Consider the following 25,242-nt stretch of genomic DNA (forward strand, 5'->3'; position numbering starts at 1 on the left):
TAGGCCACATTGACCTCAATCTCGCGCACCAACTGACGCTCGGAGCGAATGCCAAAGAGATAACCGACCAGTAAAGCCTTAAACAACATAGTCGGATCAAGCGGAGGTCGACCATTATCGGCGCAATATAAAGGCGCCACTTTGTCGTGAATGAAACTGAAATCAATATGCGCATCAATTTTGCGCAAAAGATGGTTGGACGGAACCAGACTATCCAGACTGACCATCTCAAGTTCCGTTTGTTGAGGACCGCGTTTTTTAAGCATTCCTCATTGAATCACAAAGGCCTCGCCAAGGCGAGACCTTTGTCAGCAATCTGACGCCCCTTCTAAAAAGATAGGGGCGTTTTTTTATGACTTGAGAGACGAAAGAAATCCTAGACGGCTTCTTTACTACCTTCTGTCGCTTCAACAGCATCCGTCTCCGCATCGGTTTTTTTGCGACGGGTACGGGGTGTTGTGGTTTTAGCTGTCTTTGGTGCCGCCGCTTTACGCGTGGTCGTTGTCGTTGTTTTACGAGTACGACGTTTCGGCTTTTCTTCTTCCTCACCTGCCGGTGCTTTAACTTCTTCCGTCTCTACATCGACGGGACGGGCAAGGAAATCAGGAACGGCATTGGTGCCACCACCCAACTTGGGCTTTTCATCCTCGGCAACCACTTTTTTACGTGGTGCACGACGTGTCGTGGTGCGGCGCTTGGGCTTTTCTTCAACAACGTCATCAGTTGCGTTGTCGTCAGACTGATCATCGCCGTCTTCGATCTGGACCGTTACCGCGTCCGCGTCGTCAGCGTTGTCATCCCCATCAAAGTTATCCGCATCATTTTGATCCGCCTCTACCCCATCTTCAGGTTTTGGCTTGGGCGCAAACTGTGCCGCAATACGTCCATAATGATCCGCATGCTGATAAAGACTTTCTGCCAACACGCGATCACCGGCAGAAATCGCATCTTTTGCCAACTGCAGGTATTTTTCATATACCTGTTTAGCGTTCCCGCGGATGCGTCCTTGAGGACCATTGCTGTCATAATTCTGGTTACGATTACCACCGTGATTGTTACGACGGCCATGATTGTGGTTGTGGCCCCGGCCACGCCCACGACGATTGCTTTGATTATTGGAACCTTGTCTCATGGATCCTGATTTTAAAATAAAGGTAAACCCGTTTTCCAAAACCGGCATTTCAGGTGCACACACAGACACCGTGTTAGGGAATCTGTCATAATTTTGGAATTTTGCTAATTTTGACGGAAAATCACCAGCCGCTTTCGCTTCAAAATGCCATGAGAGATATTTTCTTCTCAAGCGGCTTAATTCTTGTGTCCGTTATCCTTCCAACCTAAAGGGGTTTCAGACAGTTTCCAAGCGTTTTTTACGTTTTTTTACGAATAATATGACATCGCACAATCCCACCCAGGTCATATGCGCTGTCAAAAACACTTAATCCCGCAGTTTCCATCAGTTTTTTCACCGGCTCATCCTGATGAATGCCCAGCTCAATCACCGCAATTCCGTCCGCCTTTAAACGGCTTGGAAGCTGTTTGGCCAACAAACGATAGTCATCCAACCCGTCTTCACCTGCAAAAAGCGCTGTTTCCGGTTCATGATCCACCACTTCAGGGGCAAGATTTTCGCGATCACTTAAAGGAATATAAGGGGGATTTGACAGGATCAAATCAAAGCGATCCTCAATCCCGTCCATCCAATTCCCAAGGGAGAAGTCGCATCGATCAGCAAGACCCAACGCCTGTGCATTTTCCTTAGCAACCGACAACGCCTTCGGTGAAAGGTCTACCCCGAAACCGCGTGCCTTTTCATATTCAGATAAAACCGACAGCAGCAAACATCCGGTGCCCACCCCCAAATCCAACACTGTTAAAGGCGCGGTTGGGTCCGGCAGATGTTTCAGCACCGCTTCGATCAGGCTTTCGCTATCCGGTCGGGGGGTCAGCGTCTCTTTGGTGACTTTAAAGCGCAAAGACCAAAATTCGCGATAGCCCAGAATATGCGACATGGGTTCACGCGCCAAACGACGCGCCAGCAGAGCCGAAATTTCTTGTGCCTGCTCGTCTGCCACGTCGCGTTCCGGATAGCCGATCAAGACCTGGGTTTGTACCTTCAGCGCATGCTCCAGCAACAAGCGTGCTTCGAAGCGGGCATTCTCAATCCCCGCATCCTCAAGCGCCTGTGTTACAGACTGAAGCGTTGCACCAATCGTCGCCACGGCCTTAAGACAGTTCAGCCAGCTTTTGCGCCTGATCTTCAGAGATCAACGCATCGATCACTTCATCCATATCCCCTTGCAGGATTTCTTCCAAACGATAAAGCGTCAGGTTAATGCGGTGGTCACTGATCCGGCCTTGCGGGAAGTTATAGGTCCGAATGCGCTCTGATCGATCCCCGGAGCCCACCTGGTTTTTACGGTTTGCCGCACGTTCTGCATCCAGCTGCTGACGTTCGTGGTCATAGAGCTTGGCGCGCATCATCTTCATGGCTTGCTCTTTGTTTTTATGCTGGGACTTGTTGTCCTGACATTGTGTGACCAACCCGGTCGGAATGTGCGTAATGCGCACCGCTGAATCCGTGGTGTTGACGTGCTGACCACCTGCACCTTGGGAGCGATAGGTGTCGATACGCAAATCTTTGGCTTCGATTTTAATATCCACATCTTCTGCTTCCGGCAGAACCGCAACGGTTGCAGCAGATGTATGAATACGCCCGCCACTTTCCGTTGCCGGCACACGTTGCACGCGGTGCACACCTGACTCATACTTAAAGCGGGCAAATACGTTTTTACCGGAGATCGCAACCGAGACTTCTTTAAAGCCACCGATGCCGATTTCGTTTACATCCAGCAATTCAAACTTCCAGCCCATGCGTTCGGCGTAGCGCTGATACATGCGATAAAGATCGGCGGCAAACAAGGCCGCTTCATCCCCGCCTGTCCCAGCCCGGATTTCAAGGATGGCGTTTTTCTCGTCCGCCTCATCCTTCGGGATCAACATAACCTGAACGTTACGTTCCAGCTCCGGGACGCTTTTCTTGAGATCTTGCAGCTCGGCTTCCGCCAGCTCTCTCATCTCCGCATCACAGTCGGGATCGTTGATCATCTGAGTACATTCATCCTGCTGATCCTGTGCCGAGCGCAAACTTTTTACCGCGGCCACAACGGGGGTCAGGTCGGCATATTCTTTAGACATTTTGGCAAAGTCGCTGGCATCCATACTGGAGGCGTCCGCCATCAATGCCTCCAGCTCCTCGTGGCGGTTCACCACTTGGCTGAGGGTCTCGTTAAAACTCACGTCTAGTTCTCCTTCAGGAACAACTTGGTCATCAAGGCCGATACCTTGTCCCAATCTTTCTTTTTGTTGGTCGCCGCCAAGCTGCGCAATTCTTCGCTGGGGCTATGGAGCAGGCGATTGATCAGCAGGCGGGTCGCTTTCTCCGCATCCTGACCATGCATAGCAAGCACGGCCTGTCTTTCATTTTCAAAATGGTCACGCAAGGCACTCACCAACGGGACCGCCACACGTTCTTCCTTGCCTTTAAAAAAGGCGAGCAGCTCTTTTTCAAGGATACGTTCCGCCGCGCGTGCTTCTGCTTCACGCGAGGCCCGACCGGCCATGGCGACCTGTTCCAGATCATGCAGGTCATATAAAAAGGCGCCGTCCACATCGTTGACCGCGGAGTCCACATCCCCTGGAATGCCCGTATCGATCAAAAAGATCGGTTTGTTTTTGCGCACCTTCAGGGCTTGCGACACCATCTGTGTGCTGACAACGCGGGAGCGTTTGTTCATGGAGGTCACAATGATATCGGCTTCACAGGCCAGACGATCGCGTTTTTCAAAACTTTCCGCATGGCATGATAAATTGCGTGCCACCCGTTTCGCCCGTCCATCAAAGGAATGGATACAGGTAAAATCACGCAAGCCCGCTTCGATCAGGTTTTGCGCGGTCAATTCCCCCATATCGCCCGCCCCGATCAACAGACCTTTGCACCGGCCCAAATCCCCATGCAGTTCTTTCGCAATCTGCACCGCAACCGAGGCAATGGAGACCGGACGTTCCCCAATGGCCGTTTCGGTACGCACCCGTTTGGCTGTCCCGTAGGCCGCTTGGAAAATCCGTTCCAGTTCCGTGCCCACGGTGCCGGCTTCCACCGCAAAACGATGGGCGTCTTTGACTTGGCCCACCACCTGCGGTTCGCCAACCATGAGGCTATCCAGCGACGACGTCACACGGAAGATATGGCGCACGGCCTCTTGGTCTTGATAGGTGTAAAGCTGACTTTTCAGTGTCTCCACATCCAGATCGGCGCGTTTTGCCAATAAGCCAACGATCGCCGCAGTGGCCTTAACGACATCATGATCGACCGCATGGACTTCCACACGGTCACAAGTGGACACCACAAGGGATTGCTCCACCCCTGCGGCCTTGAGCTGATCCAGAAACGGGATAATCTCCGGCTCATCCAAGAACAAGCGATCGCGCAAGGCAAGGGAGCTGGAACGATGGTTCGCTCCAATCACCAATACCTTTGCATCGCTTGAAAACAGACTGCTCATTTTGTCCTTAACGCCTTGATTATTTGAACTTTGCCAGACTTGTGACCAGATCGTCCAGTGATACTTCGCTTTGTTCCCCGCTTTCCAGATCACGCACGGTCACGCAGCCACGGGCCAATTCATCTTCACCCATCAAAATCGCGGCACAAGCATTTGCTTTATTGGCACGGTTCAGACGTTTTTTCATGTTACCGGAATAGCCTTGGTCGATGATGTAGCCCTCACAGCGCAATTGGTGGGCAAGCTTCATCGCCTCCACCTGTTGATCACCGGAAACGGGGATAACAACGATCGGACGCGGCAAGTCAACGCTGCCTTCCCCCATCATCAGGGCAAGACGTTCCACACCAGAGGCCCAACCCACACCCGGCATCTGCGGGCCACCCATCATTTTGATCAGGTCATCATAGCGACCGCCCGCAAGGACGGTGCCCTGCGCACCAAGGGTGGTTGTGGTAAATTCAAAGGCCGTGTGGCAGTAATAATCAAGACCACGGACCAGACGCGGGTTTTCCACATAGGGCACACCCAACAAATCCAACCCTTCTTTAACCGCCGTGTAAAACGCTTGCGAAGCTTCATTGAGACATTCGCCCAAGACAGGTGCATCTTTGACCAATACCTTGTCGCCCTCATCCTTAGAATCAAGGATACGCAACGGGTTTGTCTTTAAACGGTTTTTGCTGTCTTCTGACAATTGATCTTCAAACTGGCTGAAGTAGGCCACCAGTTTTTCACGATAGGCCGCGCGGCTTTCTTTATCGCCAAGGCTGTTCAGTTCCAACGTCACGTCATCGGCAAAGCCCAGTTCTTTTAAAAACTGATACCCCGCCGCAATGACTTCCACATCGGCTTGGGGCGTTTCCACACCGATCAGCTCAATCCCCACTTGGTGGAACTGACGTTGGCGACCTTTTTGCGGACGCTCGTAGCGGAACATCGGCCCATAATAAAAATGCTTAACCGGGACTTCCTGCTGCAAACCGTTAGAAATGAAAGAGCGACAAATCCCCGCTGTGCCTTCTGGGCGCAGGGTGATCTTGTCCCCGCCCTTTGTTTCAAAAGAGAACATCTCTTTCGTAACCACATCGGATGTCTCCCCCAACGTGCGTGAAAAAACTTCGGACAACTCAAAGATCGGGGTCACCGCTTCATTAAAGCCAAACCGTTCCGCAACAGAGCGCGCAGTTTCAGACACATGACGGTGGACCGCTTTGTCCTTAGGGAGAAGGTCATAGGTTCCTTTAACTGATTTTAACGCGCTCATGGTGCTGATGTCTCTTTCTCTTGTTCAATTTGTTCGGCTTTTTCTTCGACCAATTTTACCAGATGGTCGATCATCTGTTCGGTTGACGTATTATGATCCGGCACGCCCGCCACATAGACTTTATGACTGCCACTGCCACCGCCTGTCAGACCCAGATCGGTTTCACGGGCTTCCCCCGGCCCATTAACCACACAGCCGATAATCGACAGGGTCATGGGGGTGCGAATATGTTGTAAACGATTTTCCACTTCCGCCACTGTCTTAACCACGTCAAAGCCCTGACGCGCACAAGAAGGGCATGAAATCACGCGTACTCCACGGGTGCGCAGTCCCAAGGATTTCAGGATATGGAAACCAACCTTGACCTCTTCCACCGGATCGGCCGACAACGAGACACGCAAGGTATCACCGATACCCGCCCACAACAGGTTGCCAATCCCGATAGAAGATAAGACCGTACCGGCTTGCAGCCCCCCCGCTTCGGTGATGCCGAGATGCAGCGGATAATCACAGGCATCTGCCAACCCTTGATAGGCCGCGACGCCTAAAAAGGCATCAGAGGCTTTAACGCTGATTTTAAATTCGAAGAAGTCATTATCTTCCAGAATACGGGCGTGGTTCAGCGCGCTTTCCACCATCGCTTCGGGGCAAGGCTCGCCGTATTTTTCCAGCAACTCTTTTTCTAGTGATCCGGCGTTGACGCCAATGCGCATGGAACAGCCATGATCTTTCGCCGCCTTCACCACTTCGCGCACACGATCGGCTGACCCGATGTTACCCGGATTGATGCGCAAACAGGCCGCGCCTGCTTCTGCCGCTTCAATGCCACGCTTGTAATGGAAATGGATATCCGCAACGATCGGCACGTTGACCTGCCTAATGATCTCTTTCAACGCTTTGGAAGAGTCTTCATCGGGTACGGAAATTCGCACGATATCGGCACCGGCTTCTTCCAGTGCCAAGACCTGAGCCACCGTTGCATCCACATCGGTTGTCAGGGTGTTTGTCATGGATTGGACGGAAATGGGGGCATCCCCACCGACCAGCACATCGCCCACGCGGATTTGGCGGGAGCGACGACGATCAATATCTCTATAAGGGCGCACAGACATGAGAGCTGCTTTATCTTTACCAGTTTGCAAATGGAAGTCGCGTTATAGCCTATATTCAAGGCAGAAAAAAGAACGGCTTTCCTCTTTTGAGAAAAGCCGTCCATTTTTTTAAAAAATATAAATGTAATCAGCTTTCTACGGCTGTACCCGCAATCAATTTTTCCGGGTTCAAATGGATCTTGCGGCGCACTTCACCCGCATCCCCAACAGACGGCACTTTTTCGCCATCCACAAAAATTTCCAGACCGCCCGCATTGCCTGTACGCAGGATCAAGCCTGTTTTGGCGGGGATCTGATATTCTTCCCCTTGGTTCAAGACCTGTGTATGAACCACAGACCCTTCCTGATCCGTCACCTGAATCCAGGCATAATCAACCGCTTTCAGGACGACTTTTTCGTTCATCACAACAGGTTCAGCCGGGGCTTGTGGCTCTGGCTCAGCTTCAGCTTCCGCTTCAGCCGCTTGCTCTGTTTCCGCTGCAGGGACAACATCGTTATTTTCTTCAACCACAACCGTCTCACCAGCGGCGGATTCACTCGCCTGTCCGGCTGCTGCCGCAGTCGCTTCCACTTGTTCAGCCGTTGCTTCTGTTGTATCCGCAACTGCTTGTGCTTGCGTCTCGGCTTGCGTTACTGCCTGTTCTGCAGCTTCTTCTGCCTGTTCGGTCACGGTGGCGGCGGTGTCGCCATTTTCTTCCACCTTCACCGTTTCAACAGCTGTGGTGGCTTGCGTTTCTTCACCTTCGGCTTTTTCCAACGCTTCGCGGGCTTTTTTCGCCATGTCATGGGAATCCGCTTCACTGACACCTTGCGGGGTATCAGACGCTGTTGTGCTTTGTGATGCCGCAGATGCCGTTTGTTCGGTCACAACGATCTGGTCAGCAACCGGATCGCCTTTGACACGCTCGACCATTTCAGCAAATTTAGCCGGCAGATCGGGAACAAGCTCTGCCACGGACCGATCTTGAGAAGACAGGAAATACCATCCCCCATACGCACCGCCCAACAGGATCAAACCGATTAGGATAATCGCCCCACCGGGGATACTCTGTTCCGTAACAGGTGAAGGAAACACCAGTTCGGCTTTCCCTTCAAGGCCGTCAATTTCCGCTTTAAACCGTTTAACAACTTCTTCGCAGTCCAGACCTAGATGGTCTGCATAGGCACGTACAAAACCAACCACATATGTTTTACCGGGCAGTTCACTAAAGCGGCCTTCTTCGATTGCATCAAGATAGACATATCGAATGCGCAACACATCCGAGACCGTTTTCAGGTCTTGTCCGGCACGTTGCCGTGTCGTGCGTAATAATTCACTGACGCCCGGGCCTTGATAGACCGGCTCCTGCTGTTCAGCGCGCCCTCTGTTTTTCATCATGGTTCGACTTCCTAGACCTATTGACGCTTCTACTATACGGGCGCTTTGTTAACAATCCGTATACACTACAAATACTTACAGTATGATCCCGCGATCCTTGGCATACTGCCGGAGAATCGGGCGCAGGCTATGATGTGATTTCTTCATCTGCCCATTAATAAAGCGCTCCACCCCTGACAGCTGCATAGACCGGATCATCATTTTCACCGGACCGATTGCAGAGGCCGACATGGACAGTTTACGAAAACCGATGGCAACCAAGGCCATTGCTTCTAACGGGCGTCCCCCCATTTCCCCACACAGGCTTAAGGTTACACCAGCTTCATTACAGCTTTCCACTATTCTTTTTAACGCTGCCAATGCGGGTGGGGACAGATTGTCATATCGACCCGACAAACGCGGGTTGCCGCGGTCTGCCGCAAACAAGAACTGGAAGAGGTCGTTTGACCCCACCGACAGGAAGTTCAGGTGGGGCAACAGACTTTCTAACTGGAAGAGCAAAGACGGCACCTCCAGCATCACCCCGACATTTACCCGTGACGGCAAACGATGGCCTTTTATACTCTCGCGCTCGATCTCCATATCCAGCAAACGGCGCGCGGCCAAAAACTCCGAGACTTCCGCCACCATGGGGAACATCACATTCAGCTCACATCCGCCACTGGCGCGGATCAAGCTGCGCAATTGTTGGCGCAGCAGATACGGACGATCCAGCGTCACACGGATGGCACGCCAGCCCATGGCCGGGTTTTCTTCGCCGTGATCATCCCAATAGGGCAAGACCTTGTCTCCACCCGCATCCAGCGTGCGAAACACAACAGGCTTGCCTTCCGCTTCCTCAATAATCTTGCGGTACAGCGACACTTGCGCCTCTACCCCCGGAATTTCTGAGCGTGACATAAACGGAATTTCGGTACGATACAGACCGATCCCATCGGCATTATTTTCTTTCAGATGTTCCAGATCGACCAATAGGCCCGCATTCACGTTCAGGGAAACCGTGATCCCGTCCTTGGTAATGGCAGGCTGATCACGTAACGCCGCATACAGTTCTTTCTGGCGCAAACGGGCTTTAACGTTGGACTTAAACGCCGACAGCACATCATCGCCGGGACGAATGAAGACCTGTTCGTTATTCCCATCCACGATCACCGGATCGCCATATTCAATCCGATCTACCGCCCCTTTGACCTGTCCAATGACCGGAATATCCAAAGCCCGCGCAATGATCGCCACATGCGAGGTCGCCGAGCCTTCTTCCAAAATCAGGGCGCGCAGGCGGGTGCGGTCATAATCCAGCAGCTCTGCCGGACCCATATTTTTCGCAACCAACACCGCATGTTCCGGGATATCATCCGGGGAGATCGTTTCCACCCCGACCAGATGTTGCAGCAGACGGTTTGCTAAATCCTGTAAATCATTGACCCGCTCACGCAAGTACGGGTCTTGCACCTGCGACATACGGGCTTCCGTATCGTCATGTACCTTTTGCACCGCGGCTTCTGCGGTCAGGCCGGTCTTGATGGCCTCGCGGATGCGGCCCAACCAGCCCGCATCTTCCGCAAACATGCGGTAGGTTTCCAGAATGTCGCGATGTTCATCATCCAGACTTTCCGACGATTGCAGCATATCATCCAATGCCCCATGCATTTCGCTCAGGGCTTTGCGCAATCTTTCCAGTTCTTCTTCCGGATCTTCGGCGACGAATTTTGTAATGACGACCCGCGGTTCATGGACCACGGCCTGCCCCATGCCTAACCCGCTATTGAGCGTGCTGCCTTCCAGACGAAGGGGCAACATGGCAATGCCATCGGTGGGCAAGGTTTCTTCTTTGTTAACAAGTTCGCCACTGCCAACCAGTTCGCCAATGATCATGGCGACGGTTTGCAGGGTCTCAACTTCTTCTTCCGTGTAATGACGCGGGGTTTTGTTTTGGATAACCAAAACACCCAACACGCGCCCGCCGCGCAGGATCGGTACCCCCATCATGGAATGATAGAGTTCCTCCCCCGTTTCTGGACGGTAGGCAAATTGGGGGTGCTGCTGAGCTTCAGCTAAATTAAGAGGACGACCGGATGCGGCAATGGCACCGACCACACCTTCGCCAACGCGCAGGCGGGTCAGATGGACCGCATCCAGTTTCAAGCCCTTGGTGGCGAAAAGCTCAAGCACTTCGCCTGCGCGCATGATGTAAATGGAACAGACTTCGGCAACCAGGTCGGTTGCGACAATGTCTGTCACCAATTTTAGACGCGTTTCAGCCGTCGCATCCGCAGCCATGACAGAGCGCAGGCGAGACAAAATCCCCATAGGGGCGACTGATGGACGTCCAGGAATCATACGCACATTTATTTAGGCAGACTGACGCGTTGTAAGCACTTCACACGCCTGTTCAACCAACTCCTCAAGAATTTCTGCAACGGGCTGTTCTTTTTTTACCATACCAACAGACTGTCCCGCCATAACAGATCCATATTCCACATCACCGTCAATCACGGCTTTGCGCAACGCCCCTGCCCAGAAGTGTTCAATCTCAAGCTGGGCGGCGTGTTTTTCAAGCTCGCCATTATTGAATTTCTCGATCACGCGACGTTGTGTCGCCATAAATTCCTGGGTGCCTTTGTTGTTAAGGGCACGGACCGGAATAACCGGGAAATTCGGATCAATTTGCAAGGTTGTCATGGCATCTTTTGCGCCTGCACGGATGAACGCTTTCTTGAAGTTTTCATGCGCGATACATTCGGTTGCACAGACAAAACGTGTCCCCAGCTGGACGCCTGCCGCCCCCATTTCAAGGTAAGACAACATGGCTTCACCGCGACCAATACCACCGGCAACAAAGATCGGCACATCCTTGATTTCCGGCAGGATTTCTTGGGCAAGAACAGAGGTCACGACCGGACCGATATGCCCGCCGGCTTCCGCACCTTCAATGACCAACGCGTCTGCGCCATTGCGGATCAGGCGTTTTGCCAAAACCAATGCCGGGGAGAAACAGATCACTTTCGCGCCGAAGTCTTTCACCTGCTTGATTGATGCGCCGGACGGCAAACCACCCGCCAGCACCACGTGGGAAACGTCATGGTCTTTACAGACATCAATCAGTTTTTCCAGATCAGGGTGCATGGTGATCAGGTTGACGCCGAACGGCTTGTCTGTCAGCGCTTTTGTCGCCGCGATTTCCTCGGACAACAAGTCCGGGCTCATAGAGCCGCAGGCAATGACGCCGAAGCCGCCTGCATTGGATAAAGCAGAGACAAGATTGCGTTCAGAGACCCAAGACATGGCCCCGCCAAGGATCGCATACTCACAACCTAAAAAGTCACGACCACGCGCCCAGAGTTTATCCAATTTTTGCTTGGCAGCTTCGTTCATCATTTTTTCCTTAGTCTTCTTCAGCATCCAGACCGTAGGCTGAATGCAGCGCACGGATCGCAAGTTCCAGATATTCTTCCGCAATCAATACAGAGACTTTGATCTCGGATGTTGTGATCACCTGAATGTTGATGCCTTTTTCAGCCAAGGCTTTAAACATGGTTGCCGCAACACCTGCATGTGTACGCATACCCACGCCCACAACCGAGATTTTAACCACGTCGCTGTCAGAAATCATCCGTTCGTAAGAGACGTCATCTTTCTTTTCTTCCAACAACAACAACGCACGTTTCAAATCACCGCGCGGGACCGTAAAGGTCATATCGGTTTTCTGACCGTCTTCAGAAACGTTCTGAACGATCATATCTACGTTGATGCTTGTATCCGCAAGCGGACCGAAGATACCGGCAGACACGCCGGGGCGATCAGCAACGCCGACCAAAGTGATTTTCGCTTCATCGCGTGAATAGGCGATGCCGCTGACGAGTTCTTGTTCCACGATTTCATCCTCCCCGCAAACCAAGGTTCCGGGCTTATCTTCAAAAGAGGTCAATACCTGAAGGCGCACATCGTGCTTCATCGCCATTTCTACAGAACGGGTCTGCAAAACCTTGGCGCCGAGCGAGGCGAGCTCCAGCATTTCTTCATAGGTGATCTTGTCGAGTTTGCGTGCTTTCGACACGATGCGCGGGTCTGTTGTATAGATCCCGTCCACGTCCGTGTAGATATCGCAACGATCCGCATTGGAGGCAGCCGCCAAGGCAACCGCCGACGTATCAGATCCGCCGCGACCCAAGGTGGTCACACGGTTGTCATCGCCCACACCCTGAAAACCCGGTACGACGACAACTTCGCCGGATTTCATGCGTTTATCGATTTCCGTCGTATCGATATCTTCGATACGTGCTTTTGCATGAATACTATCGGTGCGGATTGGAATCTGCCAGCCCTGCCATGAACGGGCGGCAATACCCATGGATTGAAGAACGATAGCCAACAGGCCAGAAGTGACTTGTTCACCGGAAGAAACCACAACGTCGTATTCGCGTGCATCGTACATGGGGGATGCATCTTCGCAATAACCGACGAGTTGGTTGGTGACGCCAGACATGGCTGAAACCACGACGGCCACCTCATTGCCAGCATCCACTTCGTTCTTCACCCGTTGAGCCACATTCCTGATCCGGTCGAGGTCGGCAACTGACGTGCCGCCAAATTTCATTACGATCCGAGCCATTTGAAGAAATGTTCCTTAAGGCGAAAGTCAAAAAAAGAGTGTCATAATCACGCGCTTTTCCTTGGTCACGAAGCAAAGATCGCCACCAAACATGAACGCGCGCATATTCATACTCTCAAAAAGGTTAAGATAGCAAGCCAAATACGTACAGAAGTCAGGTAGATCAGCGACATGGGTGCCACAATTTCGCTTGACCGCAGGGGGTAATTTAAGCTTTTCTAAAGCATGCGTAAGTTGAGGGTTTCGTTTACACTTTATCTTTTACTGGCCTGTTTTCTGCCCCTGCCCCTTTTGGCCGGGCAACACTATGTATTTGTTGGCACAACCTTTCCTTATATTCTGGAAGAAGGCGAAAACAAGCAACTAAAAGGCGTTGGCGTCACCCTCCTACAAGAAATCTCTAGACTGACCGGGGATGTGTTTGATATTCGCATCCTGCCTTGGACTCGCGCACTTTCCCTGATTAAACGCGGCGAAGTCAGCGGGCTGATCGGTCCCTATTTCAGCAAAGCGCGTCAACAGTATCTGGAGTATGCACCTTATCCTTTTTATGAAGACCGCATGGTTTTTGTCAGCCGCAGCCTGGAGAAAGTGGACTGGAACGGCGATTTCGACGCCCTCAAGCGCTACAATATCCTGAGTATCAAAAACTGGTACTACGGCCCCGATTTTGAAAAGGCGCGATCCAAGCTCACGATCTACGACACCATCTCGACGGAAGGGGCACTGGATATGCTGCTTCATCATCGCGCCGATGTGGTTGCCCTGAACGAACGCAACGCCCGACACTTAATTAAACGCAAAGGCATGAGCACTGTCGTACACATCAACAGCCCCCATATCGCCATCAATCATGGCTATTTAGCCTATGCTAAAAATCGCGGCGAAGACGCGTTGCACCAACGTATGAATGAAGCGTTGGAAACTCTTTACATAAATGGTGAAATCAGGCGGATCAACGCCCGTTTCGGTCTGAGTTTCGAACAGGACTAAGCCTGCGCCTGATTTAAAGCTGGTCAAACGTCGGACTGACGTATAAATAATGAACTCTCATAAGATTTAAGACCCATGTTATCTGGAGTTTCCCATCATGTCCTCTACCACTGTAAATCCTGATGAAGTTGCATGGTTTACCGCGATCGCAGATGAATGGTGGGACCCGAATGGCAAGTTCCGCCCGCTGCACAAGTTCAACCCCACGCGGCTGACCTTTATCCGCGACCAGCTCTGCGCCCATTTTGGGCGTGACGCGAGCGAGGACCAGCCCCTAAAAGGGCTTAAAATCCTCGACATCGGCTGCGGTGGTGGCTTGATTTCTGAACCGCTTTGTCGCATGGGCGCAGATATGACCAGCATTGATGCCGGTGATAAAAATATCAAAACTGCCATGGTCCATGCACAGGCCAACGGCCTTGAAATTGATTACCGCTGTGTCTATCCCGAACAATTGGCAGAAGACGGCTTGCAGTTTGACGCCATCATCAATCTGGAAGTCATCGAGCATGTGGCAGATATCAACGCCTTTCTCGCAGCCTCCTGCGCTTTGGTCAAACCGGGCGGTGTCATGATCGGCGCGACCCTAAACCGGACGGTCAAATGCTTTGCCATGGCAAAAGTCGGGGCGGAATATGTTCTTCGCTGGTTGCCACGCGGCACGCACGATTTCTCCAAATTCGTCAAACCGAGCGAATTTGCCGATGGTCTACGCAAAAATGGTATGGATGTGAAACTGTTAAAAGGGATGACCTTCAATCCGTTTCGCGATAGCTGGTCCCTGACCGATGACCTGAGCGTCAACTATCTGCTGTTTGCAACCAAGTCCTGATCAGGACTTGGCTTCTGCAGCATGACGAGCCGCGGCCCCTTCCATAAAGGTCATCACTTCCGTCTTTAAAGAGGAAACGGCTGTTTTTGCGGCCAGACGGAATTGTTCATTATCTTTGGCTTCCAGATGGATAAAGCTATCCACAGTCGGGCGTAGCACTTCAACCGATAATAAAGGCTCCCCCAAAATTTCCGGCAGTTTGTCGCCAAAAGTTTCCTTCATGGCAACGATGGTCGCATCCAGCCGATCCAGATTAAGACGGCTCATTTCCGTCAGGTTTTCTGAAGCAATATACGTGAGTACATCGCCATAAATTTCGATCCGTGCGTTATCCAGTTCGGTGCAGTGATCAAAAAAGGCTTTATCGCGTTTAAAGAAGTCCCATGCTTTCTCCCCCATCGCCTTGATGAAGGCACCGACCAAATCCTTGCGCCAGTACAAAATCCCCGGGATCGCCGCCGCACCGTTGGCCACCACATTGCGGAAGTAAACGCCAACAGCCTCTTTCACCTTTTTGAAGTCTTCATGGTGAATATTGGCAACTTCTTCGCCATGGGCGACATCATGGATCGCCAGCACATCATCGTTTAACACCAGCAGATGCGGAAACGGCAGGCGGTCGCGATAAAACTCCAGCATGTCCAACTGCCAGTCAAAACCGATCACGCGGCGCATGGCATCAAATTTCTTTGCGCCTTCTTTCAGACGGACTTTCTTCTTCACCGTGATCTCTTTGGTGAAGAAGACCATCGACTTGACCTTTTTCTTCTGCTTTTTGGTAACGATCTCGCCATCATTGCGCACAAAAAAACGGCGCGCGCAGGTAGACACCAACAGCTTTTGCACTTGCTGCAACGTCACACCGCATTTCGTTTCCGTCAGCTCATCCACAACCGGATCACCGGCTTTATCGACAATGGTTTCCGCAAACAGATCCAGATTATCGCGCACGACCTGAAAAAAGCTTTTCAGATTTTGAGGTTCATTCAGAATCGTATCAAAGTCCCACGAGGCATCCAGCAAGTCATGCTCATGCAACAGGGCAATCGCATCTTTCGTGCCCTGAATAATCGCGCCTTTGACCGCCTTATCAACCGACACGTTAGGTGGCAGCTGAATCGCAATAGCTTCGATCAACGGTTTCTTTGGTTTCTCTTCTGTTTCTACTTCCGACATGCCTTGTAGAACTCATTAGTTATAATTTCGTGATGTATTATGCACAGAAATCAACCCATGAGAAATACAAAATATGTCGTTTTTTCAATGGGAATTAACAATTTTCTAACAAGGCTCAGGCATAAAGCATCTATGAGCACAAAAAAGAAAACCAAAAAGAAACCGTCGAAGAAAACCTCGGCGCAAAAATCAACCAAACGCTTTAACATCAAACGTTTGTTGATGTGGGCGACAACCCTTGGCATCTGGGGCTGTCTTGTGCTGGGCGCAATCCTTGCGTACTACGCCTATGACCTGCCCAATATCGACAACGCGATGGAGGTTGAACGCCGTCCCGGACTGACCCTTTTATCGGCAGACGGCCAAATTCTTGCCACCAGCGGCGACCTTTATGGCGAAGCCGTGCAACTTCGCGACCTCCCCGACCACGTTCCCCAAGCCATCATGGCAACCGAAGACAGACGATTTTATGACCATTTTGGGATCGACGTGATCGGCCTTGCCCGTGCCATGGTCACTAACCTTGCAGCGGGACGCATTCGCCAAGGCGGCTCCACCCTGACCCAGCAGGTTGCCAAAAACCTGTTCCTGTCCCCGGAACGCTCCCTCAAGCGAAAGGTACAGGAACTCTTGCTCGCTTTTTGGCTGGAACATAAATTTACCAAAGACCAGATTTTCACCCTCTACCTCAACCGAGTTTACCTTGGAGCAGGGACCTATGGGGTTGAATCGGCTGCACGGAAATACTTCAACAAATCCGCGCGTAACCTGTCCCTTTACGAAAGTGCCATGATCGCCGGGTTGCTCAAAGCCCCTAGCCGCTACAACCCCCAAGCCAACCCCGACCAGGCAGCGGATCGCACCGAGGTTGTGTTGATGAACATGGTCAATGCCGGATATCTGACACAGGCACAGGCTGATCAAGCCAAAAAACACAAAAACCGCGTCATCAAATCCGCCCGCCCGCATAAAGTCGCGCGCTATTTTGCCGATTGGGTCATGGAACAAGTCCGTGATTATATCGGACCCGTAAAAAAAGACCTGACCGTCATCACCACGCTAGACATGAAATTGCAACGCAGTGCCGAGCTCCACATGCGCCGGATGCTCAACGCCCACAGCAAGCAGAAAAACGTCACCCAAGGGGCGGTGGTTGCCTTGTCCCCGGACGGGGCGGTGCGTGCCATGGTCGGGGGATATTCCTACGGACGCAGTCAATTTAACCGCGCCACCCAAGCCAAACGCCAACCCGGTTCTGCCTTTAAACCTTTTGTCTTTTTGGCAGGTGTTGAACAAGGCCTGCGGGCGGACAGCGTCTTTAAAGATGCGCCCCTCACCCTCAACAACTGGTCGCCGCGCAATTACAGTGGCACCTACAAAGGCGATATGACGCTGGAACAAGCCCTTGCAGACTCCGTCAACACCATTGCCGTCAAAGTTGGACAAAAAGCCGGCTTTAAAAATGTCGTCAACACCGCCCATCGCTTAGGGATTACGTCTGACCTAATCAGCCAACCCGCCATCACGCTAGGGGTCAGTGAAGTCAGCTTGCTGGAACTCACTGCCGCTTATGGCCCGTTTTCCAATGGCGGGTACGGTGTCTTCCCCTTCGGCATCGAAACCATTAAGCAAGCCAACGGCCCCATCCTTTATCAACGCAGTGGCGGTGGCACAGGACAGATCATTCAAACGGATCATTTGCGTGAAATGAACCAAATGATGAAAACCGTAATGACCACGGGCACAGGTAAAAAAGCCAACATCAATCGCACCGTTGCCGGTAAAAGCGGCACCTCGCAAGACTTCCGTGATGCGTGGTTTGTGGGCTATAGCGCCGACCTTGTCTTGGGGGTCTGGATGGGCAACGACAACGAAAAACCCATGAAGAAAGTCAGCGGCGGCACCCTACCTGCCGAACTTTGGGGGCAGATCATGCAAGACGCCCATACCAACCTGCCGCCAAAGCCCCTGCCCGGGGATGAACAGCCCAGGGCGGTGGAAAAAGTAAAAGGCTTTTTCGAAAGACTCTTTGGGAATTGATGTTTTTCGCGCATACTCAACCCACATTTACGGGAGATTTTTCATGACTAAAATTGCAGTAATTCTATCCGGTTGCGGCGTCTTTGACGGTGCGGAAATTCACGAGTCGGTTTTGACCATGCTGGCGATCCATCGCGCAGGTGCTGACTATCAGTGCTTTGCCCCCGATATGGACCAACACCATGTCCTCAATCACATGAATGGCGAAGAAATGCCGGAAACCCGCAATGTCATGATTGAAGCGTCGCGCATTTCACGCGGGGATATCAAACCGCTGTCAGCCTACACCGCAGCAGATTATGATGCGCTGATCATGCCAGGCGGCTTTGGCGCGGCAAAAAACCTGTCCAGCTTTGCGTTTGACGGGCCGGATTGTACGGTCAACGCAGATTTGGTCGCGGCCCTTACCTCAACACGCAACGCAGGTAAACCCATCGGGGCGCTGTGCATTTCGCCAGCCGTCCTTGCCAAAGTCTTTGACGGTGTTGATCTCACCATCGGACAAGATGAAGGCGTCGCAGGCGCTATCAATGCCATGGGCTGCACCCACAAACAAACCAATCACGGTGATGTTGTTGTCGATGAAGCAAGCAAGATCGTAACCACCCCTTGCTATATGCTGGATGCCAATATTTCACAAATTGCCGATGGTGCAGAAGCCTGCGTCAAACAAGTGATCGCCCTGACCAAATAGAGCCATCTCGCACATAAAAAAGGCGCTGTCTCTAATTTGGAAGACAGCGCCTTTTTATATTGGTTCGATCAAGCTGATTACAGCTTGGGCCCGCGGATCAATGTCCCCGCGCCATGTTCGGTGAAGATTTCCAGCAGGACCGCATGCGGGACACGCCCGTCCAGAATAACCGCGGCGTTTACACCCGGGTTCCCCTCGTGTGGTTCCACGGCAGCAAGGCAAGTCTCGATCTTCGGGATCATGCCGCCGTTAATGGTGCCGTCTTCAATCATATTGCGTGCTTCTGTCGCGTTCATTTCCTGGATCAGGCTTTTCTCCGCATCCAGAACGCCTGCAATATCCGTCAACATCAACAACCGTTTTGCATTCAAGGCAAACGCAATCGCGCCGGCTGCGGTATCAGCATTGATGTTAAACGTCTCCCCGTTCGGACCCACCCCGATGGGGGCGATCACAGGGATGATATCGGATTCGAGGAAGCTATCCAGAATATGCGGCGTTACGATAGACGGTTCGCCCACAAAGCCAAGGTCGATGACCTTTTCAATGTTCGATTCCGGATCTTTTTTAGTGCGATGAAGTTTGCGCGCCTGAATCAGGTTGCCGTCCTTACCGGACAGACCGACCGCAAAACCACCGGCTTGGTTAATATCTGCCACAATCGATTTGTTGATGGAACCACACAGGACCATCTCCACAATATCAATGGTGGCTTGATCGGTCACACGCAAGCCGTCGATAAAATCGCTTTTTACCGCCAGACGCTCCAGCATCTTGCCGATTTGCGGGCCGCCGCCATGGACGACAACCGGATTAACCCCGACCTGCTTTAACAGCACGATATCTTTTGCAAACAGCTTTGCCAGTTCCGGATCACCCATGGCGTGCCCGCCATATTTGATCACAACGGTTTCACCCGCATAGCGTTGCATATAGGGCAGAGCTTCAGACAATGTCACGGCTTGCGTGAAATAATCCTGCTCAGTCATTTTAGATGTATCAATGGTGCTCATTTCCCAAACTCTTTCACCAGACGGCCAACGGTGGCCCGAACTTCAGCAATACCCGTTCCTTTTTCAGAACTTGTCACCAAGATATCAGGATGTGCCGCTGGATGTTTAGCTAATTCTTTCGAAATGTTGGATAAATGTTTCTCAAGCTCGATTTTTTTGGCTTTATCCGCTTTGGTGACGATGATCTGATACGACATCGCCGCCTGATCCATCATTTCCATGACCGGGCGATCCGTATCTTTGATCCCGTGACGTCCATCAATCAACACGAAAGCACGACGCAACTGCGGACGCCCACGCAGGTATGAAAAGACAACGTCCTGCCATTTTCTAACTTCCTGCACCGGTGCCTTGGCATAGCCGTACCCAGGTTGGTCACAAAAGACCAGCTGATCGATAATTTTAAAGAAGTTAAGTTGCTGCGTACGCCCCGGTGTACTGGAGGTACGCGCCAAATCACGACGACCACACAAGGCGTTGATCAAGCTAGATTTGCCCACGTTGGAACGCCCGGCAAAACAAATCTCGACCGCGCTCGTCTGGGGCAGTTGCTCAAGCTGGGCAACCCCCAGCATAAAATCGGTCTGCTGCGTAAAAAGCCAGCGACCAAATTCGTATTCTTCTTCAGTGAATGTTTTTTCGTCCGTCATGTCTGACAACCTAATATAAAAATGATCCCATGCCTAGGCAGGGATCATACAGGAAAAAAAATGACGACCGGAACCCCAGCCGTCATTTCTATCTATTACTTCTGTTTTTCCATCCGCTTGATGATCACATACTGCTGTGCGATGGACAGCACGTTGTTCCATACCCAGTAGATCACCAGACCAGCCGGGAAAGACGCCAGCATGAAGGTAAAGACAACCGGCAAGAACATCATCATCTTCGCTTGCATCGGATCGGTCGGTTGCGGGTTCAGTCTTTGTTGCAAGAACATGGAAATACCCATCAACAGCGGCCAGACACCGATCATCAACATTTGCGGCGGATCCCACGGGATCAGACCAAACATGTTGAAGATAGAGGTCGGATCCGGCGCACTCAGGTCATGAATCCAGCCGTAGAACGGCGCATGACGCATCTCGATAGAGACAAACAATGACTTATAGAGTGCGAAGAAGACCGGGATCTGTAACAAGATCGGCAGACAGCCTGACGCCGGGTTTGCTTTTTCCCGCTTGTACAGCGCCATCATTTCCTGATTGAGGCGCTGTTTGTCGTCGCCAAATTTCTTTTGCAGTTCTTTGATCTTCGGCGACAAGGTCTTCATTTTCGCCATAGAACGATAAGACGTGTTCGCCAGCGGGAAGAACAACAGCTTCACACCAATGGTCAGTGCCAAAATCGCCAGACCGAAGTTACCCAGATGGCCATGCAGCCAAGACAGCGCCATAAAGAAAGGCTTCGTGATGAAGAAGAACCAGCCGAAGTCAATCGCCAGATCAAATTCGCTCACGCCGATTTCGTCTTCATATTTGGTCAGCAGGTTCAGTTCTTTCGCGCCAGCAAAAAGGTTGCTTTTGAAAGACACAGTCTGACCCGGCTCTGCCGTCAATTGTGGGCCAAGATAATCTGTTTGGTATTTGTCCAGACCATCATCAGTGCGATAATGGCTGAAACGGTGGTTTACCATTGCAGACTGATCCGGGATAAGGGCTGCCAGCCAGTATTTATCCGTGATCCCAATCCAGCCGCCTTGGACCGGATCGATTTTCTTTGTCGCCTTTTCTTGAAGATCATCGTAATCGACTTCTTCCAGAACGCCGTCAAACACACCCAACAGACCTTCATGCAGGATAAAGAACCCGCTTGTCTTCGGCGTGCCAGAACGCGACACCAAACCGTAAGGGTAAAGATTTACAGCTTCACCACTTGTGTTCGTGACACTTTCATTCACTGTGAAAACATAGTTGTCATCAAGGGAGATCGTGCGTTTGAACAACAGGCCGTTGCCGTTATCCCACGTCAGGTTCACCGCGCCACCCGCTTTCAGGGTTTGGCTGTCGGTTGCCCAAACGGTATCTGCAGTGGGGACATCAACGTTTGGTGCTGACCAACCGAATTCCGCATAATAAGCGTTTTTCAGGCCTTTTGGGTTCAGCAGGGTAATTTCCGGACTCTCATCGGAGACTTCTTCATGGTAGTCGATCAAGGTCAGGTCGTCGATTCGCCCCCCTTGAACAGACAGCGAACCATGAAGGCGCGGCGATTCGATCTTAATTCGCGCCGATGCGTCCAATTTTTCTGTACGGGTCTGTACCGCTTTTTGCGCGGCATCTTCAGCACCCGGAATTTGCGGAGCAAAAGAAGGGTTACCAGCTGGGGCGTTTGGTACGCCACCTTCCTGTGTGGTTTGCTGTTCTTGGACCGGCTGTTCTGCCGGTGGGAACAGGAATTGGAAGCCAAAAAGAATCGCGACTGATAAAACAATCGCTAGCATCATATTTTTCTGGTCGTTCATTTAGGCTGTCTCCACAAAGGTGGCCCCTCAATGTTACAAAACGCCATCTTGATACAGGGAGACTGTTACAAAATAAGGACGTTTTGCTCTGCTTATCCATTTTTCGAATCACACCCACAAGAGTGCGAGTCGCATTTGTCGGGAACCGGATCATAACCAGATCCGCCCCAAGGATGGCAACGCAAGAAACGTCCCAAAGCCAGACGACTGCCTTTCAGCGCGCCGTAGCGTTCAATGGCTTCCAGCGCATAGGCCGAACACGTCGGCGTGTACCTGCAGGTTCCCGGTAGAATCGGGGAAATACCATATTGATATATCTTGACCACAAGTTTTGCGCAAAAAGCCAAAGGGGTCATGACTTACCCTTTGCCTTTTGCCCCTCGGCGGGAGCGTCCACATGGACGCCCGTTCGCCATAGAGCTGTCTTGAGATCTTTTTGTAGATCGGCAAAAGAACGCGAAACCGTTTCCTTTCGACCGATCAACACCAGATCAAAACCGGACCGGGCCTTAGTAAACAAGACAAGGTCAGCAACTGAACGGAGCCTGCGTTTGGCGCGATTGCGCTGTGGTGCATTACCGACCTTTTTGCTGACCGTAAATCCGATCCGAATATCCGGTTGCCCGTCCGGCAGTAAAACGTTCGCGTTCTTATACAAACTGCATAAGGGCTTTGAACGTTTACGAACTTGCAAAATCAGGCCGGGTGTCACCCATTTTCGTCGAGTCGAAGCGACTTGAAGAAATTCACGCCGTTTTTTTAGACGTGTAAGACGGGACATACCCAACCATCCTTAGCTATGGGCAAGACTGCACTTAAGCAGACAGTTTTTTGCGGCCTTTGGCGCGACGAGCAGACAGGACGCGGCGACCTGCAACAGTAGCCATACGGCTACGGAATCCATGGCGGCGTTTGCGAACAAGCTTGCTGGGCTGATACGTGCGTTTCACGGTTCAACTCCGAAAATAATGTGAAAACTAAGTAAACGAGCCCGCTGTATAAGGGTTTGGAAAGCCCAAGTCAACGGACTCCTTACATGAAATCGTCATAAATCTATGTTTACATGGTTTCACAGGAGAAAAAACTGGATTGAACCCCGCCCTCATGCTATTGTGCAGTGCACATAAAAACTATTGTGCGGCGCAATATTTCTAAGGGAAAAGAAGTATCCTTTACAAGTTTGATGTAGTCATAAGTATTATTAGTGCGCAAACTGGTTGACGATTGAAATATTTTAATCATATCCTCCATCTTACGCAAAAAGATAATGAAGACCTTATATATTTAGTTATCCATATTTTAAGTTTAATCCCAATAACATAGGGAAAAAAGATCGCATGCTTTATCAATTCTATGAATTCCAGCACTCGGTATGGTCACCGTTTCGACATGCCGCGGAAAAGATGGAAGAAGTTTTCCGTTCTCCCTTCATGCCGGTATCCTATACCCCCATGGGGCGCGCCATTGCAGCCAGCTGCCACCTCTTTGAACGGGTAACTCGTCGCTATATCAAACCGGAATTCGGCCTGCATTTCACCGAGATTGACGGCAAAAAAGTCGCTGTTGAAGAAGAAGTTGTTCTGCTTAAACCGTTTTGCGAACTGTTACACTTCAAACGTAAAACCAAAAAGAAACACCCAAAACTGTTGGTCGTCGCCCCGCTGTCCGGTCACTACGCCACCCTGCTGCGCGGCACCGTCGAAGCGTTGCTGCCTGATCATGACGTTTATATCACCGACTGGATCAACGCACGTGATGTCTGTACCAGCCACGGGTCTTTCGATCTGGATGATTACATCGAATATATCATGTACTTCTTGCATCATCTGGGGCCGAACACCCACGTTCTTGCGGTCTGTCAGCCCTCCGTGCCGGTTTTAGCCGCTGTTTCCCTGATGGCAGAAGATGAAGATTACTGTGCCCCCACAACCATGACACTGATGGGCGGGCCGATCGATACCCGCGTCAGCCCAACCGAAGTCAACAAGCTTGCGGAAGAAAAGGATATCGACTGGTTCCGTAAAAGCGTGATTGCACAAGTACCGGTCAACTATCCCGGCTTTATGCGTAACGTCTATCCGGGCTTTATGCAGCTAACCGGCTTTATGACCATGAACCTGGAACGCCATGTCGGCGCTCACCTCAATCTGTTTAACCATATGATTGAAGGTGATGGCGATTCGGCTGAACAACACCACGATTTCTATGACGAATATCTGTCTGTCATGGACCTGCCCGCAGAATTTTATCTACAAACACTGCAAACCGTGTTTATGGATCACGCCCTACCAACGGATAGTATGAGCTGGCGTGATCGCAAAGTTCATCCGTCCGCGATCAAAAACACCGCGCTGTTTACCATCGAAGGTGAAAAGGATGACATCACCGGACGCGGGCAAACAGAAGCAGCGCACACGATCTGTAGCGGCATCCCTGCAGAGAAACAAAAACACACGCTGCACCCCAATGTTGGGCATTACGGTATCTTCAACGGACGTCGCTGGCGTACCGAGATCAAGCCGCAAGTTGCCGCCTTTATCCTTGAACATGACAAGGAATTGGGAGCGAAAAGCTAAATCGCGTTCGATTTTCCTAGCCTAATCAGGGTGTGGCCCATATATAAGGCCACACCCTTTCTATTTTTGAGACCGACCATGACTGACCCTTTCTGGAAAACCAAAAAACTGGCTGATATGTCCCTTGATGAGTGGGAATCGCTCTGTGATGGCTGTGGCAAGTGCTGTCTGCACAAGCTGGAAGATGAAGATACAGAAGAGGTTTGCTACACCAACGTGGCCTGTCGTCTGATGGATAAAAACACCTGTCATTGCAGCCAATACCAGATGCGCACCTTCCTTGTACCGGACTGTGTGGAACTGCTGCCGCAGAATCTGGATAACCTGCACTGGCTGCCGACCACCTGTGCCTATCGCCTGTTGCGCGATGGGGAAGAACTGCCTAACTGGCACCCGCTGGTCACGGGCGATCCGCAAAGTACGGTTAAATCAGGCAACAGCGTTGCAGGACGCATCATCAATGAAGATGAAGTCGATGGCGATCTGGAAGATTATATCGTCCACTGGCCGCAATAGGTCA

The 25,242-nt window shown here is 51.5% G+C and carries 24 protein-coding genes and 1 pseudogene; 6 read left to right on the plus strand and 19 right to left on the minus strand.

All coding sequences use genetic code 11. The features are described from left to right. The 12 genes and pseudogenes from Q397_RS20255 to Q397_RS0100055 all read right to left on the minus strand — a co-directional run. The coding region (locus Q397_RS20255; protein ID WP_028879328.1) for a transposase at positions 1-266 on the minus strand (266 nt) is incomplete at its 3' end. Positions 267-376: 110 nt separating this feature from the next. Beyond that, the gene (locus Q397_RS23670) at positions 377-1,132 is read right to left on the minus strand and encodes a DUF4167 domain-containing protein (protein ID WP_169737943.1); all 756 of its coding nucleotides are present in this window, start codon (positions 1,130-1,132) and stop codon (positions 377-379) included. A 238-nt stretch (positions 1,133-1,370) separates the two neighbouring features. After that, on the minus strand, positions 1,371-2,222 hold the full coding sequence (gene prmC / locus Q397_RS0100015) for a peptide chain release factor N(5)-glutamine methyltransferase (protein ID WP_038012354.1): 852 nt from the start codon (positions 2,220-2,222) through the stop codon (positions 1,371-1,373). 4 nt (positions 2,223-2,226) lie between these two features. Then, on the minus strand, positions 2,227-3,300 hold the full coding sequence (gene prfA / locus Q397_RS0100020) for a peptide chain release factor 1 (protein ID WP_028877672.1): 1,074 nt from the start codon (positions 3,298-3,300) through the stop codon (positions 2,227-2,229). A gap of 2 nt (positions 3,301-3,302) precedes the next feature. Further along, complete coding sequence (hemA, locus tag Q397_RS20265; RefSeq protein ID WP_038012357.1) at positions 3,303-4,565, minus strand: glutamyl-tRNA reductase; 1,263 nt, start codon at positions 4,563-4,565, stop codon at positions 3,303-3,305. Positions 4,566-4,584: 19 nt separating this feature from the next. Then, complete coding sequence (gene hisS, locus Q397_RS0100030) at positions 4,585-5,832, minus strand: histidine--tRNA ligase (protein WP_028877673.1); 1,248 nt, start codon at positions 5,830-5,832, stop codon at positions 4,585-4,587. Then, positions 5,829-6,944: a flavodoxin-dependent (E)-4-hydroxy-3-methylbut-2-enyl-diphosphate synthase gene (ispG, locus tag Q397_RS0100035; protein WP_028877674.1), complete on the minus strand. Its 1,116-nt coding sequence runs from the start codon at positions 6,942-6,944 to the stop codon at positions 5,829-5,831. The genes hisS and ispG overlap by 4 nt, the downstream gene beginning before the upstream one ends. Positions 6,945-7,071: 127 nt before the next feature. Further along, a complete protein-coding gene (locus Q397_RS25525) occupies positions 7,072-7,857 on the minus strand; it encodes a DUF4115 domain-containing protein (RefSeq protein ID WP_420864612.1) in 786 nt (261 codons plus the stop codon). A 225-nt stretch (positions 7,858-8,082) separates the two neighbouring features. Then, positions 8,083-8,322: pseudogene (locus Q397_RS25530) on the minus strand (helix-turn-helix domain-containing protein); the annotation flags it as partial. A 75-nt stretch (positions 8,323-8,397) separates the two neighbouring features. Next, a complete protein-coding gene (gene ptsP / locus Q397_RS0100045) occupies positions 8,398-10,632 on the minus strand; it encodes a phosphoenolpyruvate--protein phosphotransferase (RefSeq protein ID WP_038012361.1) in 2,235 nt (744 codons plus the stop codon). 42 nt (positions 10,633-10,674) lie between these two features. Then, positions 10,675-11,697 (minus strand): NAD(P)H-dependent flavin oxidoreductase, encoded by a 1,023-nt coding sequence (locus Q397_RS0100050; RefSeq protein ID WP_417783470.1) that lies wholly within the window; start codon positions 11,695-11,697, stop codon positions 10,675-10,677. 10 nt (positions 11,698-11,707) lie between these two features. Beyond that, a complete protein-coding gene (locus Q397_RS0100055; protein WP_028877678.1) occupies positions 11,708-12,934 on the minus strand; it encodes an aspartate kinase in 1,227 nt (408 codons plus the stop codon). A gap of 225 nt (positions 12,935-13,159) precedes the next feature. Between Q397_RS0100055 and Q397_RS0100065 the strand changes: the two genes are divergently transcribed. Continuing rightward, positions 13,160-13,927: a substrate-binding periplasmic protein gene (locus tag Q397_RS0100065; protein ID WP_028877679.1), complete on the plus strand. Its 768-nt coding sequence runs from the start codon at positions 13,160-13,162 to the stop codon at positions 13,925-13,927. Positions 13,928-14,024: 97 nt separating this feature from the next. Further along, the gene (gene ubiG, locus Q397_RS0100070; RefSeq protein ID WP_028877680.1) at positions 14,025-14,759 is read left to right on the plus strand and encodes a bifunctional 2-polyprenyl-6-hydroxyphenol methylase/3-demethylubiquinol 3-O-methyltransferase UbiG; all 735 of its coding nucleotides are present in this window, start codon (positions 14,025-14,027) and stop codon (positions 14,757-14,759) included. On the opposite strand, the gene Q397_RS0100075 is transcribed toward ubiG, so the two are convergent. After that, the gene (locus Q397_RS0100075; RefSeq protein WP_028877681.1) at positions 14,760-15,935 is read right to left on the minus strand and encodes a hypothetical protein; all 1,176 of its coding nucleotides are present in this window, start codon (positions 15,933-15,935) and stop codon (positions 14,760-14,762) included. A gap of 132 nt (positions 15,936-16,067) precedes the next feature. On the opposite strand from Q397_RS0100075, the gene Q397_RS20270 reads away from it, so the two are divergent. Both Q397_RS20270 and elbB read left to right on the plus strand, forming a co-directional pair. Further along, positions 16,068-17,975 carry a transglycosylase domain-containing protein gene (locus tag Q397_RS20270; RefSeq protein WP_051609543.1) on the plus strand — a complete coding sequence of 636 codons (1,908 nt, stop codon included), beginning with the start codon at positions 16,068-16,070 and terminating at the stop codon, positions 17,973-17,975. Positions 17,976-18,018: 43 nt separating this feature from the next. Further along, positions 18,019-18,669: an isoprenoid biosynthesis glyoxalase ElbB gene (gene elbB / locus Q397_RS0100085; RefSeq protein ID WP_028877682.1), complete on the plus strand. Its 651-nt coding sequence runs from the start codon at positions 18,019-18,021 to the stop codon at positions 18,667-18,669. Between the two features lie 77 nt (positions 18,670-18,746). On the opposite strand, the gene argB is transcribed toward elbB, so the two are convergent. The 6 genes from argB to rpmH form a co-directional block, all read right to left on the minus strand. Next, complete coding sequence (gene argB / locus Q397_RS0100090) at positions 18,747-19,682, minus strand: acetylglutamate kinase (protein WP_051609544.1); 936 nt, start codon at positions 19,680-19,682, stop codon at positions 18,747-18,749. Further along, positions 19,679-20,341 carry a ribosome biogenesis GTP-binding protein YihA/YsxC gene (gene yihA, locus Q397_RS0100095; protein ID WP_417783269.1) on the minus strand — a complete coding sequence of 221 codons (663 nt, stop codon included), beginning with the start codon at positions 20,339-20,341 and terminating at the stop codon, positions 19,679-19,681. The genes argB and yihA overlap by 4 nt, the downstream gene beginning before the upstream one ends. A gap of 86 nt (positions 20,342-20,427) precedes the next feature. Beyond that, positions 20,428-22,146 carry a membrane protein insertase YidC gene (gene yidC, locus Q397_RS0100100; protein WP_028877685.1) on the minus strand — a complete coding sequence of 573 codons (1,719 nt, stop codon included), beginning with the start codon at positions 22,144-22,146 and terminating at the stop codon, positions 20,428-20,430. A gap of 92 nt (positions 22,147-22,238) precedes the next feature. Beyond that, entirely contained in the window at positions 22,239-22,502 is a 264-nt protein-coding gene (gene yidD / locus Q397_RS20275) for a membrane protein insertion efficiency factor YidD (protein ID WP_051609545.1), read from the minus strand. Next, entirely contained in the window at positions 22,499-22,927 is a 429-nt protein-coding gene (rnpA, locus tag Q397_RS0100110; RefSeq protein WP_028877686.1) for a ribonuclease P protein component, read from the minus strand. The genes yidD and rnpA overlap by 4 nt, the downstream gene beginning before the upstream one ends. Before the next feature lie 34 nt (positions 22,928-22,961). Beyond that, complete coding sequence (gene rpmH / locus Q397_RS24575) at positions 22,962-23,096, minus strand: 50S ribosomal protein L34 (protein WP_084148863.1); 135 nt, start codon at positions 23,094-23,096, stop codon at positions 22,962-22,964. A gap of 387 nt (positions 23,097-23,483) precedes the next feature. On the opposite strand from rpmH, the gene Q397_RS0100115 reads away from it, so the two are divergent. Together Q397_RS0100115 and Q397_RS0100125 are read left to right on the plus strand one after the other, a co-directional pair. After that, positions 23,484-24,722: a polyhydroxyalkanoate depolymerase gene (locus Q397_RS0100115; protein ID WP_028877687.1), complete on the plus strand. Its 1,239-nt coding sequence runs from the start codon at positions 23,484-23,486 to the stop codon at positions 24,720-24,722. A 78-nt stretch (positions 24,723-24,800) separates the two neighbouring features. Further along, the gene (locus Q397_RS0100125; protein WP_028877688.1) at positions 24,801-25,238 is read left to right on the plus strand and encodes a YcgN family cysteine cluster protein; all 438 of its coding nucleotides are present in this window, start codon (positions 24,801-24,803) and stop codon (positions 25,236-25,238) included. Positions 25,239-25,242 lie beyond the last annotated feature (4 nt).

Source organism: Terasakiella pusilla DSM 6293, from assembly GCF_000688235.1.
GTDB classification, from domain to species: Bacteria; Pseudomonadota; Alphaproteobacteria; order Rhodospirillales; family Terasakiellaceae; genus Terasakiella; species Terasakiella pusilla.